12 protein-coding genes are annotated in these 14794 nt (G+C 61.8%); 9 read left to right on the top strand and 3 right to left on the bottom strand.

The features are described from left to right. The first annotated feature begins 1 nt into the window (after position 1). Positions 2-1306 carry an NAD-dependent dihydropyrimidine dehydrogenase subunit PreA gene (preA, locus tag BLT50_RS10890; RefSeq protein ID WP_090028719.1) on the top strand — a complete coding sequence of 435 codons (1305 nt, stop codon included), beginning with the start codon at positions 2-4 and terminating at the stop codon, positions 1304-1306. A gap of 117 nt (positions 1307-1423) precedes the next feature. Continuing rightward, a complete protein-coding gene (locus BLT50_RS10885; protein ID WP_090028718.1) occupies positions 1424-2926 on the top strand; it encodes a peroxidase family protein in 1503 nt (500 codons plus the stop codon). On the opposite strand, the gene BLT50_RS10880 is transcribed toward BLT50_RS10885, so the two are convergent. Beyond that, a complete protein-coding gene (locus tag BLT50_RS10880) occupies positions 2927-3553 on the bottom strand; it encodes a TetR family transcriptional regulator C-terminal domain-containing protein (RefSeq protein ID WP_090028717.1) in 627 nt (208 codons plus the stop codon). 157 nt (positions 3554-3710) lie between these two features. On the opposite strand from BLT50_RS10880, the gene BLT50_RS10875 reads away from it, so the two are divergent. The 6 genes from BLT50_RS10875 (at position 3711) to BLT50_RS10850 (ending at position 10271) form a co-directional block, all read left to right on the top strand. Then, positions 3711-4961, top strand: a complete 1251-nt coding sequence (locus BLT50_RS10875; RefSeq protein WP_090028871.1) for a Zn-dependent hydrolase — start codon at positions 3711-3713, stop codon at positions 4959-4961. A 204-nt stretch (positions 4962-5165) separates the two neighbouring features. Then, a complete protein-coding gene (gene hydA / locus BLT50_RS10870) occupies positions 5166-6629 on the top strand; it encodes a dihydropyrimidinase (RefSeq protein ID WP_090028716.1) in 1464 nt (487 codons plus the stop codon). A 93-nt stretch (positions 6630-6722) separates the two neighbouring features. After that, complete coding sequence (locus BLT50_RS10865; protein ID WP_090028870.1) at positions 6723-7508, top strand: ABC transporter ATP-binding protein; 786 nt, start codon at positions 6723-6725, stop codon at positions 7506-7508. A 27-nt stretch (positions 7509-7535) separates the two neighbouring features. Next, a complete protein-coding gene (locus BLT50_RS10860; protein ID WP_090028715.1) occupies positions 7536-8402 on the top strand; it encodes an ABC transporter permease in 867 nt (288 codons plus the stop codon). After that, positions 8399-9244: an ABC transporter permease gene (locus BLT50_RS10855; protein WP_090028714.1), complete on the top strand. Its 846-nt coding sequence runs from the start codon at positions 8399-8401 to the stop codon at positions 9242-9244. Before BLT50_RS10860 ends, BLT50_RS10855 begins: the two co-directional genes overlap by 4 nt. A 46-nt stretch (positions 9245-9290) precedes the next feature. Next, entirely contained in the window at positions 9291-10271 is a 981-nt protein-coding gene (locus tag BLT50_RS10850) for an ABC transporter substrate-binding protein (RefSeq protein WP_175491457.1), read from the top strand. 348 nt (positions 10272-10619) lie between these two features. Here the strand turns inward: BLT50_RS10850 and BLT50_RS10845 are convergent, their stop codons facing one another. Then, entirely contained in the window at positions 10620-11969 is a 1350-nt protein-coding gene (locus tag BLT50_RS10845) for an ammonium transporter (protein ID WP_090028868.1), read from the bottom strand. Between the two features lie 26 nt (positions 11970-11995). Further along, positions 11996-12334: a P-II family nitrogen regulator gene (locus BLT50_RS10840; protein ID WP_090028867.1), complete on the bottom strand. Its 339-nt coding sequence runs from the start codon at positions 12332-12334 to the stop codon at positions 11996-11998. Positions 12335-12596: 262 nt separating this feature from the next. Here BLT50_RS10840 and BLT50_RS10835 point away from each other — a divergent pair, with 262 nt between their 5' ends. Next, entirely contained in the window at positions 12597-14792 is a 2196-nt protein-coding gene (locus tag BLT50_RS10835) for a transglycosylase domain-containing protein (RefSeq protein ID WP_090028713.1), read from the top strand. Positions 14793-14794 lie beyond the last annotated feature (2 nt).

The following is a 14794-nucleotide window of genomic DNA, read 5'->3' as shown; positions in this document are numbered from 1 at the left end:
CATGGCCGATCTGACGACCGAATTCGCCGGGATCAAATCCCCCAACCCGTTCTGGCTGGCCTCGGCCCCGCCGACGGACAAGGAATACAACGTGCGCCGCGCATTCGAGGCCGGATGGGGCGGCGTGGTGTGGAAAACACTGGGCGAGGACGGCCCGCCCATCGTCAACGTCAACGGCCCCCGCTATGGCGCGATATGGGGGGCGGATCGTCGCCTTCTGGGCCTGAACAATATCGAACTGATCACCGACCGGCCCCTGCAGGTGAACCTCGATGAGATCACCCGCGTGAAAAAGGATTACCCTGACCGTGCCGTTGTCGTCAGCCTGATGGTGCCCGTCAACGAAGACGCCTGGAAATCCATCCTTGCCCGGGTCGAGGCGACGGGATGCGACGGTGTCGAACTGAACTTCGGTTGTCCCCACGGCATGAGCGAACGCGGCATGGGCAGTGCGGTCGGCCAGGTGCCGGAATATGTTCAGCAGGTCACCGAATGGTGCAAGCAGCATTCCGACCTGCCGGTCATCGTCAAGCTGACGCCGAACATTACCGATATCAAGAAACCCGCCCAGGCCGCCAAGGATGGCGGAGCGGATGCGGTCAGCCTGATCAACACGATCAACTCGATCACCTCGGTCGACCTGGACCTGTTTGCGCCCGAGCCCACCATCGACGGCAAGGGTGCCCATGGCGGGTATTGCGGCCCGGCGGTCAAACCCATCGCCTTGAACATGGTTGCTGAAATCGCGCGCACCCCATCGTTGCAGGGACTGCCGATCAGCGGAATTGGAGGTGTTACGACGTGGAAGGATGCCGCCGAATTCCTGGCGCTCGGCGCGGGGAACGTGCAGGTCTGCACCGCGGCCATGACCTATGGGTTCAAGGTGGTGCAGGAGATGATCTCGGGCCTGTCGCAATACCTGGATGAAAAGGGTATCGCCTCGGTACAGGATCTTGTCGGGCGCGCGGTGCCGAACCTGTCGGACTGGCAGCACCTGAACCTGAACTACGTGACCAAGGCGCATATCGATCAGGACGCGTGTATCAAGTGCGGGCGCTGCTATGCCGCCTGCGAAGATACCAGCCACCAGGCGATTGCGATGTCCGAGGACCGCACCTTTACGGTCAAGGACGAGGAATGCGTGGCCTGCAACCTGTGCGTCAACGTCTGCCCGGTCGAAGATTGCATCACGATGGTCGAAATGCAGCCTGGCGAGGTGGATCCGCGTACCGGCAAGGTGGTCGAAAAGGAATACGCGAACTGGACGACCCATCCCAACAACCCGGGTGCCTGCGCGGCAGAGTAGCGGAAAACTGCCATCCGCGATTTGCGGGGAATCACATCCTATGGTAGAAACAGGGTGCGCATGATTTTTAGCGCACCCTTTTTTTGAAAAACCATTTGATGACCAAGGAGATTTCCCATGACGCATGGCAGCAGCCATTTCGAAATTCTTGCGCCACGATCCAAGTTCTATCACGGCCCCTTCGGGCGGCTTTGTCCCGAAGTCGAACCTTGGGTCGCGCCCGGAAAATGCGACAAGGAAATAGACGACAAACTGCTGGATTTCGCCAACCAGCACATGCTGGAACGCCCCGGTGAAAATCCCGGGGATCTGGCCGATCCGGCGGTGGTCGCCGATCTTGAGGCTGAATTCAGTTCCAACATCCCGGCCGGCTACACCTATTTCGGTCAGTTCGTCGATCACGACATAACATTCGATCCGGCGTCGTCGCTGGTTCGGCAGAACGACCCAAACGGGCTGTTCAATTTCCGCACGCCCCGTCTGGATCTGGACAATATCTACGGGATGGGGCCGCGCGATCAGCCGTATCTTTATGGCCATGACGGCGATCCGGTGAAACTGGCGATCGGCCGGATTGACTCGGAGCCCGATCTGCCGGATCTGCCACGGTTCCGTGGCCGGGCCTTGATCGGAGACATGCGCAACGATGAAAACAGCATGGTAAGCCAGCTTCAACTGGCGTTCCTGCTGGCGCATAACACCCTTGTCGACCGCGCGCGCGCCGCGCACCCGAATGCCAGCAACGACGAAGTGTTCGAAATCGCGCGCAAGACGTTGCGCTGGCTCTATCAGTGGGTGGTCTGGACGGATTTCATTCCGCGCGTCACCGTGAATGAAGTTTGGAAATGCGCACTGCAACTGGAAACCACCTGCGACAAGCGCAAGCACTGGGTCGCCGGGCTATCGGATGTTTACAGCTGGAAGAACCAGCCCTTCATGCCGGTCGAGTTCGCCGTTGCTGCCTACAGGTTCGGCCATTCGATGGTGCGGAACGCCTACCAGACGAATTTTCCGGTTCGCGGCTTTGGCCAGTTCGCGCCGATCTTCGACAATTCCGGTGCAGGCACGGGCGATGACCTGCGCGGCTTCCGCCCGATGGAGCCCCGCAACTGCATCCAGTGGGATTGGTTCCTGCCGATGGGCGGGCCCGAGCCGTTCCCCCAGATGGCGCGCAAGATCGACACCAAGCTGGCCAATGCTCTGGCATTCCTTCACGAAGGGCCGGTTGGCGACCCTCTCAATGTGCTGGCTTTCCGCAACCTCAAGCGTGGGCACACATTCGCGTTGCCGAAAGGCACGGCGATGGCGCGGAAATTCTGCCTCAAGCCCCTGTCGCTCAAGGAGCACGAGCCCGACGCGCTTTGGTACTACGTGCTGCGCGAGGCGCAGGGCAATGGCGGCAACACGCTGGGGCGGCTTGGATCGACGATCGTCTGTTCGGTCTTTGCGGGCTTGCTCAAGGGCGATCCGTGCAGCTGGCTGAATCTCGATCCGTGCTGGCGGCCGGATGACGACCCGCTGTTGCATGCAGGTGAAGACAACAGCGACGACAAGGACTGGAAACTGTCGTCGATCATCCGACTGGCCGGACTCAAGGCCGATGGGATCGGGTTTGCCTGATCAGGCCGTTCCCTGTGCAAGCGGGGACAGCAGACGCGTATAGAGCGTGTCCAGAAAACTCTCTGCCCCCGGCGCGCCCGGGGGCATGAGTACGCCAAGCTGTGCGTCGAAATCGGCGTAATGCTGGGTCGTGGCCCAGATCGACACGATCAGGTGCCCCGGATCGACCGGCGCAAGGCGTCCCTGATCCATCCACATGCGTATCAAGGTGCATTTTTCGTCGAACAGCGGTTTCAGACCGCTTTGCAGGTGCGGGGCCATGCGTGGTGCGCCCTGAAGTATTTCGTTCGCGAACAGACGGCTTTCGCGCGGAAAATCGCGGCTCATCTGCAGTTTGCGGCGGACATAGGCCAACAGTTCTTCCAGCGGGTCGCCATCCGGGTCCATCTCGGCCAACGGATCGAGCCAGGTTTCCATCAACCGGTTCAGCAGGGTGACGTGGATCTCTTCCTTGCCGCTGAAATAGTAAAGGATATTGGGCTTGGACAGCCCGGCCGCCTCGGCGATCTGGTCCAGGGTCGCGCCACGGTATCCATGCTGCGAAAAAACATCGAGCGCCGCCTCAAGAATGCGCTTGCGGTTCTTCTGCTGGATGCGGCTGGGCTTTTTCTTGGTGGGCTGGTCCATCGCTGCTGCATCTTTCATCATGTTGCACGGGGGGATAGCCCGCTGGGCGCGCCTCCGCCAAGACGAATCTTGACACCACCGGGGCCTTTGGCAATCGTGACTTTACCAAATGGTAAAAAAGCGGCAAGCCAAGCCGCCGGGGATACAGGGGGATGCGATGCCGGCACCGGGCGAAAATCTGAGGATCAATGGCGACCGTTTGTGGGACAGCCTGATGGAGATGGCCAAGATCGGGCCGGGTGTCGCGGGCGGCAACAACCGCCAGACCCTGACCGACGAAGATGCCGAAGGCCGCGCGCTGTTCCAGAAATGGTGCGAAGACGCGGGATGCGAAATGGGGCTCGACAGTATGGGCAACATGTTTGCGATGCGCCCCGGCACCGATCCCGATGCCTTGCCGGTCTATGTCGGCAGCCATCTGGACACGCAGCCCACCGGCGGCAAGTACGATGGTGTTCTGGGGGTGCTCGGCGGGCTGGAAATCGTGCGCACACTGAACGATTTGGGCATCAAGACGAAGCACCCCATCGTCGTGACGAACTGGACGAACGAGGAAGGCACGCGCTTTGCTCCTGCCATGCTGTCCTCGGGGGTGTTTGCTGGCATTCATACCGAAGACTGGGCCAAGTCCCGCGTTGACGCCGCCGGCAAGACATTCGGGGACGAATTGAAGCGGATCGGCTGGCAAGGCGAAGAACCCGTCGGCGCGCGCAAGATGCACGCCTTTTTCGAACTTCACATCGAACAGGGCCCGATCCTCGAAGCCGAAGGTAAGGATATCGGCGTCGTGACCCATGGCCAGGGCCTTAGCTGGACGCAGGTCACGGTGACCGGCAAGGACGCGCATACCGGCTCGACGCCGATGCCCTTGCGCCGGAACGCGGGCCTGGGCATGGCGCGCATCCTGGAAAAGGTGGACGAAATCGCGTGGTCGCACGCGCCTCACGCCGTGGGGGCCGCGGGTCATATCGACGTTTTCCCCAACTCGCGCAACGTGATCCCGGGCAAGGTGGTGTTCACCGTCGATTTCCGCAGCCCCGACCTGTCGGTGATCGAGGACATGGAAAAGCGCCTGCGCGAGGAAGGCCAGAAAATCGCCGACGACATGGGCCTGCAGGTCGAGTTCGAAAAGGTCGGCGGGTTTGATCCGGTCGAGTTCGACAAGGATTGCGTTCAGGCAATCCGCGATGCGGCCGAACGTCTGGGTTATTCCCACCAGAACATCATCTCGGGTGCCGGGCATGATGCCTGCTGGATCAACCAGGTGGCGCCGACCGCGATGGTCATGTGCCCCTGTGTCGACGGGCTGAGCCATAATGAGGCGGAAGAAATTTCCAGGGAATGGGCCACGGCCGGCGCGGATGTGCTGTTCCATGCCGTCGTGGAAACAGCGGGGATCGTCGAGTGATCCTTGCCTGCGTCGCCGGACCCTCCCGCAGGGCCGGCGGATCGTGTAACAATGGGCGGCGACCCGGCCTTGAACACCGGGGGAAGCTGCCTGACGAGTTTGGGGGAACACGGTGCGGGTTGGTCTGTTGACAGCCGGCACTTGCCGTTCCCCAAGCTGACAAGGCGTGCGACCGGCATGCCCGAATAAGGGGAGACTTGAACGATGGGAACCAAAGTCATCAAGGGCGGCACCGTCTGCACGGCAGACCGCACATGGAAGGCCGACGTCCTGATCGAGGACGAAACGATCAAGCAGATTGGCGAGGATCTGAAGGGCGACGAATATATCGATGCCGAAGGCGCCTATGTGATCCCCGGCGGAATCGACCCGCATACGCATCTCGAAATGCCCTTCATGGGCACCACGGCGGCCGAAACATTCGAAACCGGCACATGGGCCGCAGCCTGTGGCGGCACCACGATGATCGTGGATTTCTGCCTGCCGGGCGAGGACGGTTCGATCAAGAACGCGATCGGGGAATGGCACCGCAAATCGGCCCCGCAGATCTGCGCCGATATCGGCTATCACATGGCGATCACCGGCTGGAACGAGCAGGTGTTCAACGAAATGAAGGACGCCGTCGATGCGGGCGTGAACTCGTTCAAGCATTTCATGGCCTACAAGGGCGCGCTGATGATCGAGGATGACGAGATGTTCGCGTCGTTCAAGCGCTGCGCTGAACTGGGCGCGCTGCCGATGGTGCATGCCGAGAACGGCGATCTCGTGGCCGAGCTGCAGGAAAAGTACTTTAACCAGGGCATCACCGGCCCCGAGGGCCATGCGTATTCCCGCCCGCCCGAACTGGAAGGCGAGGCCGCGAACCGCGCGATTACCATCGCCGATGCGGCGGGCGTGCCGCTCTATGTCGTGCATGTCAGCTGCGAACAGGCGCACGAGGCAATCCGCCGGGCGCGGCAAAAGGGCATGCGCGTCTATGGCGAGCCGCTGATCCAGTTCCTGACGCTGGATGAAAGCGAATATTTCAACAAGGACTGGGATCACGCCGCGCGCCGCGTGATGTCGCCGCCCTTCCGCAATAAGGAACACCAGGCCAGTCTCTGGGCGGGTTTGCAGTCGGGGTCTCTGCAGGTCGTGGCAACCGACCACGCGGCCTTCAGCACCGAACAGAAGCGCCGTGGCGTCGATGATTTCCGCATCATTCCCAACGGCTCGAACGGTTTGGAGGAACGGCTGGCGGTGTTGTGGACCGAAGGGGTCGAAACCGGCCGCCTGACGCCCAACGAATTCGTCGCCGCCACATCGACGAACGTGGCCAAGATCCTCAACATCTATCCCAAGAAGGGTGCGATCGTCGAAGGCGCAGATGCCGATATCGTGGTCTGGGATCCCAAGATCACCAAGACGATCAGCGCGTCGAACCACCATTCGATCCTCGATTACAACGTGTTCGAAGGGTTCGAAGTCAAGGCGCAGGCGCGCTACACCATCAGCCGCGGCGAGGTGATCTGGGCCTGGGGCCAGAACAGCCAGCCCAACCCCGGACGTGGCCGTTTCGTACCGCGCCCGGCCTTCCCCTCGGCGCATACCGCGCTGTCGAAATGGAAGGAATTGACCGCGCCCAAGATGATCAAGCGCGATCCGATGAATATTCCGGCAGGGATCTGATATTTCTTGCGCCCGGGGGCCTTCCCTGGGCGCAAGTCCTTGACAACAATAACAGATCGGGGAGCCATGAGCCTCGACAGGGGAGACACGGGTGTGACGACCGAGACAGTGATCAGCGCCAAGGGCCTGAACCTGACATTCCAGACAAACGATGGCCCGGTGCACGCGCTCAGGGACGTCGATCTGGATATCCAGAAAGGCGATTTCGTCAGCTTCATTGGCCCGTCGGGCTGCGGAAAGACAACATTCCTGCGCTGCATGGCCGATCTCGAAACGCCGACGGGCGGGGCGATTACCGTGAACGGCGTCAGCCCCGAAGAGGCGCGCAGATCCCGTGCCTACGGGTATGTGTTCCAGGCGGCGGGGCTCTATCCCTGGCGGACCATCGGGCGCAACGTGTCGCTGCCGCTGGAAATCATGGGCTATCCGAAATCCGATATCGCCGAGCGGGTGGAACGCGTTCTGGAGTTGGTCGATCTGGCCGGGTTCGAGAAGAAATTCCCATGGCAGTTGTCGGGCGGCATGCAGCAACGCGCCAGCATCGCGCGGGCGCTGGCCTTCGATGCCGATATCCTGCTGATGGACGAACCCTTCGGTGCGCTGGACGAAATCGTGCGCGACCACCTGAACGAGCAGCTACTGCAGCTGTGGGACCGCACGAACAAGACGATCGCGTTCGTCACCCACTCGATCCCCGAGGCGGTGTACCTGTCGACCAGGATCGTGGTGATGAGCCCGCGCCCCGGTCGGATCACCGATGTAATCGAAAGCACCCTGCCGCGCGAACGACCGCTCGATATCCGTGACACGCCGGAATTCCTGGAAATCGCCCATCGCGTCCGCGAGGGCCTGCGCGCGGGGCATGCCTATGACGATTGAGGCAGGACCATACCGGGGGTGGCGCATATGAGGAAATCCGTCCTGCCCGTTCTCACCGTCGTCGCCGCGATCTTCGTGATCTGGTACGCGGCGGCCGTCTGGCTGAATGCGGCCTGGGCCTATGACAGGGCCGCGCGCGCCGGGGTGGAGCTGTCGTTTTCCGAGTTGGTGGCAGACACCTGGAGCCAGGACAAACCCAAACTTCCCGCCCCGCACCAGGTCGCGGTCGAGCTTTGGGACACAACGGTCGACAAAAAGATCACCTCGAAACGCAGCCTGGTCTATCATTCGTGGGTCACGCTGTCGGCGACCTTGCTGGGCTTTGCGTTGGGCACGGTCCTGGGTATCGGGCTGGCCATCGGGATCGTCTATAACCGCGTGATGGACATGAGCGTCATGCCCTGGGTCATTGCAAGCCAGACCATCCCGATCCTTGCAATTGCGCCGATGATCATCGTGGTGCTGAACGCCGTCGGGATATCGGGGCTGCTGCCCAAGGCGATCATTTCCATGTACCTGTCGTTCTTTCCGGTCGTCGTCGGCATGGTCAAGGGCCTGCGCAGCCCCGGGGTCATGCAGCTGGATCAGATGAAGACTTGGAACGCCAGCGCCAACCAAACCTTCTGGAAGCTCCGGCTGCCATCCTCGATGCCGTATCTGTTCACCTCGATGAAGGTGGCAATGGCGGCAAGCCTTGTCGGCGCAATCGTGGGCGAGTTGCCCACAGGCGCCGTGGCGGGCCTGGGTGCGCGTCTTCTGGCGGGCAGCTATTATGGCCAAACCATCCAGATCTGGAGCGCACTGCTGATGGCCGCGGCACTGGCGGCCGTCATGGTCGCGCTGATCGGTGCGATACAGCGGGTGACGCTGAAACGAATGGGGATGGCGGAATGAGCTGGATTCTTGCAGGGCTCGCCGCATGGCTTGTTGGCTGGTGGTCCAACGTGATGCTGGCAAGGTTGCCGAAAAGCCGGGCCACCGGATTGGCGGTGCCAGTGATCATTGGCCTGACCATCATCGTAATGTGGGAATGTTTCGTGCGCGGGCTGGAGGTTTCCTCGGTCATCCTTCCTCCGCCCACCGCTATTGCCGCACGGTTTGCAGAATCTACGTCCATCCTGTGGGAAGATTTCGTGCAGACCGTCATCAAGGGTGCGCTGACGGGCTATGTCCTGGGATGCGGAGCGGCCTTCCTGACCGCCATCGCGGTAGACCGGTTCCCGTTCCTGCAACGCGGTCTGCTGCCGGTTGGCAATTTCGTTGCCGCGCTGCCGATCATCGGCATGGCCCCGATCCTGGTCATGTGGTTCGGGTTCGACTGGCAATCGAAGGCGGCCGTGGTTGTGGTGATGGTGTTCTTCCCGATGCTGGTGAACACCGTTCAGGGCCTGCAGGCCAGCGACCGGATGCAGCGTGATCTGATGCGCACCTACGCATCGTCCTATTGGCAGACGCTGTTCAAACTGCGCCTGCCTGCGGCGATGCCCTTCATCTTCAATGGTCTGAAGATTGCAACCACGCTGGCGCTGATCGGCGCAATCGTGGCGGAATTCTTCGGCTCGCCCATCCGTGGCATGGGCTTTCGTATTTCCACCTCGGTGGGGCAACTGGCGCTCGATCTGGTCTGGGCCGAGATCGTCGTCGCCGCCATCGTCGGGTCGGCATTCTATGGCGGGGTCGCGCTGCTGGAAAAGGCAGTGACCTTCTGGCACCCGTCACAAAGAGGCAGAGCGTAACAGGACAACAAAACAACCAAGCCAAAACCAGCAAGGAGAGAATGAAATGAAACGCATGGCAACGACACTGGGCACCGCCGCGCTTGGCCTTTGGGCCGGCATGGCCGCGGCCGCCGACGAGGTGACGCTACAGCTTAAATGGGTGACGCAGGCCCAGTTCGCGGGCTACTACGTGGCCCTCGACAAGGGCTTTTACGAGGAAGAAGGGCTGGACGTGACGATCAAGCCCGGCGGCCCCGACATCGCTCCCGTTCAGGTGCTTTTGGGTGGCGGTGCCGACGTGATGGTCGACTGGATGCCATCCGCTCTGGCCGCACGCGAAAAGGGCGCGCCGATCGTCAACATCGCTCAGCCTTTTGCCTCGTCTGGCCTGATGCTGACCTGCCTGAAGGAACACGGGATCAACTCGCCCGAGGATTTCCCCGGCCATACGCTCGGCACCTGGTTCTTCGGCAATGAAATCCCGCTTTACACCTGGATGGGCAAGCTGGGCATTCCCACCGACGGCTCCGATGGCGGCGTGACGATCCAGAAGATCAACTTCAACGTCGATCCGCTTCTGCAAAAGCAGGTCGAATGCGCCACGACCATGACCTACAATGAATATTGGCAGGTCATCGACGCCGGCCTGACGCCGGATGACCTCGTCGTCTTCAAATACGAAGACGAAGGCATCTCGACGCTCGAAGACGGCCTTTACACCACCGAGGAAAAGCTGGCCGATCCCGCCGAGGTCGACAAGCTGGTGCGCTTTGTCCGCGCATCGATGAAGGGCTGGAAATACGCCGAGGCAAACCCCGACGAAGCGGCCGACATCGTTCTGGAAAACGATGAAACGGGCGCGCAGACGGAAAAGCACCAGCGCCGCATGATGGGCGAGATCGCCAAGCTGACCGCAGGCAGCAACGGCACGCTTGATCCAGCCGCATATGAACGGACCGTTGGCATCGTCATGGATGGCGGCGTCATCACCAAGGAACCCGAAGGCGCATGGACCCATGCGATCACGGACGAGGCGCTGAACTAAGCGGCCTTAAAATCACACCTGGAAAGGCCCGGCATCGCCCGGGCCTTTTCTTTTTCCGCGCGGAATTCCTCGGCCGCCGGGTGCATTGCGCATCGACTGCCATGCTGTCCGCCTTGCCCTTCATTTTGCCCCAAATACTCCGGTCCGACCCCCGCCTTATGGCGCAGCCCCTGGCATGGGCGTCGCGGTGCCACGTGCCCGAGGCGGCGGGCAAGGCCCGACGACGAGGCAGCCGGCGGCGCGCCCCCGGCGCGCGCAATTGGATGTGTTCCGGCCCATTGGCCGAGGCAAAAAAAAACCCGGGCGCGAACGCCCGGGCAGTTGTCACAGAGCTGATGGAAGGAGGTTTCAGCTCTTGGAGAATTCGGGATAGGCTTCCATCCCCAGTTCGGCCATGTCGAGGCCGGTGATCTCTTCCTCTTCGCTGACACGGATGCCCATGACCGCCTTGAGGATGAACCACAGGATGCCCGACACCACGAAGACGAAGGCGCCCACGATGATGATCGAGATCAGCTGACCGCCGATGGTTGCATCGCTGTTTGTAAAGACCACGGCGATCGTACCCCAGATACCTGCGATCAGGTGAACCGGGATGGCGCCGACCACGTCGTCGATCTTCAGCTTGTCCAGCATCGGCACGGCGAAGACCACGATCACGCCGCCCACGGCACCGATCAGCGTCGCGCCGCCCAGCGTCGGGGTCAGCGGTTCGGCGGTGATCGACACCAGGCCTGCCAGCGCGCCGTTCAGAACCATCGTCAGGTCGACCTTCTTGTACAGAACCTGCGTCAGGATCAGGGCCGCGATGGCGCCACCTGCGGCTGCGGTGTTGGTGTTGGCAAAGATGCGCGACACGTCGGCCACGTCACCCACGGTGCCCATCGCCAGCTGCGAGCCACCGTTGAAGCCGAACCAGCCCAGCCACAGGATGAACGTGCCCAGCGTGGCCAGCGGCAGGTTCGAACCCATGATCGGCACGGTGCGGCCTTCCTTGGTGTATTTGCCGATGCGCGGACCAAGGATCAGCGCGCCGGCAAGAGCTGCCCAGCCGCCGACCGAATGCACGACGGTCGAACCCGCGAAGTCCAGGAAGCCGTACTGGCTGTCAAGGAAGCCGCCGCCCCATTTCCAAGATGCTTGGATCGGGTAGATCAGCCCGGTCAGGACGACGGTGAAGATCAGGAACGGCCACAGCTTGATGCGCTCGGCCAGGGTGCCCGAAACGATCGAAGCGGTCGTGGCGCAGAACATCAGCTGGAAATAGAAGTCCGAGCCGGTCGAGGCATAACCGTAATCGTCGGCTGCGTCGCGGCCAACGCCCACGGCTTCCAGGACGGCAACGCCGAACGCGCCGAGATAGCCGCCGGTCTCATCGGATCCGACCGACCAGTTGCCCAGCGGATACATCAGGTTGTAGCCGATGAGGTAATACATGACCGCGGCAATCGCGAAGAGCGAGATGTTCTTGGTCAACTGCATCGCGACGTTCTTGGACCGGACAAGCCCGGCTTCGAGCATGGCGAACCCGGCCGCCATCCACATCACAAGGAAGCCGCCGATCAGGAACAGCAGCGAATTGAAGATAAAGATCGAATCCGAGGATGCATCGACCCCCGGCACGGCGTCTTGCGCCAGGCCCATCGAGGGCAGCGCGACCAGAGCGGATGCCAGCCCCAGTTTGGTTGCGAGTTTCATGATGTTGTCCTTTCCCCCAGCACGCATCACAGCGCGTCCTCGTTCGTTTCGCCCGTGCGCACGCGCACGGCCTGCTCCAGATCCAGCACGAAGATCTTGCCGTCGCCGATCTTGCCGGTCTTGGCGGTTTTCGCGATTGTCTCGATCACCTGGTCGGCCATCGCGGCGTTCACCGCGATCTCGAGCTTGATCTTGGGCACGAAATTCACGGCGTACTCGGCACCGCGGTAGATTTCCGTGTGGCCCGACTGCGCGCCGAACCCCTTGATTTCGGTCACCATCATCCCGCGCACGCCGATTTCGGTCAGCGCTTCGCGGACCTCTTCCAGCTTGAACGGTTTGATCGTCGCTATGATCAGTTTCACCTTTATCCCCTTTGCGATTTGCGGCGGAGGGTGCCCGCCTGTTTGCAAGCGCAGAAAATCTGAGACTCAGGGCAATACGGAAGGTGAATGCCCGCATGTGCACGAATAAATCCGGCCAAAATGCACAAAAATTAATCAAAAATAGAGATATGATTAAAAATTAATCAAAACAAAAAGCTGTGCGGTGCGGTCTGCAGGGTCTACATCCGGCCGGCGGGCGGTTATGATCGTCACAACAACACAGGCTCGGGCAGGGCAGGCAATGAGTGATTCAGGTCGCAGAAAACGGCCATTGGTAGCGGACCGCCGCTATCCCAAAACGGCAAAGAAAAAGTCCCCCGCGTCATCGAAGAAGGCAGCGGCACGCAAACCTGTACGCAAATCCGCGCGCAAATCCGCACGCCGGCGCAATCCGGTCGTTGCGTTGTTCCTGGCGATCATCGGGTTTTTCTGGCGTATCCTCTGGGGCTTTGCCTGGCGGGTTGGCGCCGTCACCGCACTGTTGATCGCGCTGGCCGTGGGCTATGTCTATGCGACCCTGCCGGAATTGAACGAGGTGCTCGACGGGCGGCAACGCGGATCGGTGACCCTACTTGACGCCAACGGTCAAAGCTTTGCCTGGCGCGGTGACCAGTTCGGCGGTGTCGTCACAGCCGATACCGTCAGCCCGCATTTGCGAAACGCCGTGGTCGCGATCGAAGACAAGCGTTTCTACCGGCATTTCGGTGTGTCTCCGCGCGGCATCGCGTCGGCCATCCGCATCAACCTGCGTGAAGGCCGCGGTCCGTTCAGCGGCCATGGTGGTTCGACCATCACGCAGCAGACCGCCAAGCTTATGTGCCTCGGGGTAGAATATGATCCCGACCAGTGGGAAAGCGAAGCCGCCTACGAGGCGGATTGCCGTCGCGGCTCATTGGCGCGCAAGGCCAAGGAAGCGATCTATGCGCTTGCGATGGAGGCCAAGTACTCCAAGAGCGAGATCCTGACGATCTATCTCAATCGGGCCTACATGGGCGGTGGTGCCTTCGGGGCCGAGGCCGCGGCGCAGCGTTTCTTCGGCAAGACGGCAGGACAGCTGACGCCCGCTGAAGGCGCCATGCTGGCTGGCCTTCTGACCGCGCCCACCTCGCTGGCGCCGACCAACAACCTGGAACGGTCGCAAAGCCGTGCGGCACTGGTGGTCGGCCTGATGCGCGAACAAGGCTACCTGACCGAGGCCGAGGCCAACGAAGCGCTGCGAAACCCCGCCGAACTGTCCGAGGCCGCCGAGGCGCAGGCTGGCGGGTACTTTGCCGATTGGGTGATGTCGTCGGGCCCTGAGTTCTTTACCCGCAACACCACCGAAGACGTGATCATCGGCACCACGCTCGATCCGCGTATTCAGACTGCCGCCGAAGAGGCGATGAAATACATCTTCGAAAACAAGGTGCGTGAGGGATCGAAGGCGCAGGCCGCCATCGTCGTGATGAGCGCCGATGGCGCCGTCCGCGCGATGGTCGGCGGGCGCAAGACAAAGGTCGTGGGCGCCTTCAACCGCGCCACGCAGGCGCTGCGTCAGACTGGCTCGGCCTTCAAGCCGTTCGTTTATGCCGCCGCGCTGGACATGGGCTATTCCGCCAGCGACGTGATCGAAGACGGGCCATACTGCATCAACGTGCCCGGTTCGGGCGAATGGTGCCCGCAAAACTATGACCGGCAGTATCATGGCCGCGTCACCCTGGCCGAGGCGCTGCGCACGTCGCTCAACATCCCCGCGGTCAAGGTGGCGCAAAGCGTTGGCCTTGAAATGGTGCGCAAGGTGGCGTCCGATTTCGGGATCGACTCGGATCTGGCGCTTGGGCCGGCACTGGCGCTGGGCGCGTCTGAATCGACCCTGATCGAAATGACCGGGGCCTATGCGGGCATCCTGAACGGCGGTTCGGCAGTGACGCCCTATGGCCTTGTCGATCTGCGGATGCAGGGGGAAAGCGAACCCGTGATGACTGCCACGGGCGGGATCGGCGAACGCGTGATCCAGGAAGACGCCGCGCGCGAACTGACCTGGATGATGCACAAGGTCGTGGCCGAGGGCACGGGCCGTCGCGCCGCACTGCCCGATCGTCCTGTCGCGGGCAAGACCGGCACCACGCAGGCGGCGCGTGACGCCTGGTTCATCGGGTTCAGCGCCGACTATGTGGCCGGTGTCTGGATGGGTTATGATGACAACACGCCGCTGACCGGCGTCACCGGGTCGGGCCTTCCGGCGGAAATCTGGCATGAAACGATGGTGCGCGTTCACGAAGGGCTGCCGCCGCGCGACCTGCCGATGCAGCCGCCGGGCGGCAACTCAATCTTTTCCGAAGGTCAGAACCAACGCGACCGCGACACACAAAGCGGGATCGAGTCCCTGCTCGAAAGCATTTTCGGCGGCGGCCGTGTTCAGCCGGGTCAGGCGCCTACGGCGGAAAGCCAGCGCTGACC

Origin of the sequence: Lutimaribacter saemankumensis, from assembly GCF_900100005.1 — a bacterium.
Lineage (GTDB): Bacteria > Pseudomonadota > Alphaproteobacteria > Rhodobacterales > Rhodobacteraceae > Lutimaribacter > Lutimaribacter saemankumensis.
This window is presented reverse-complemented; position numbering and strand designations above follow the sequence as displayed.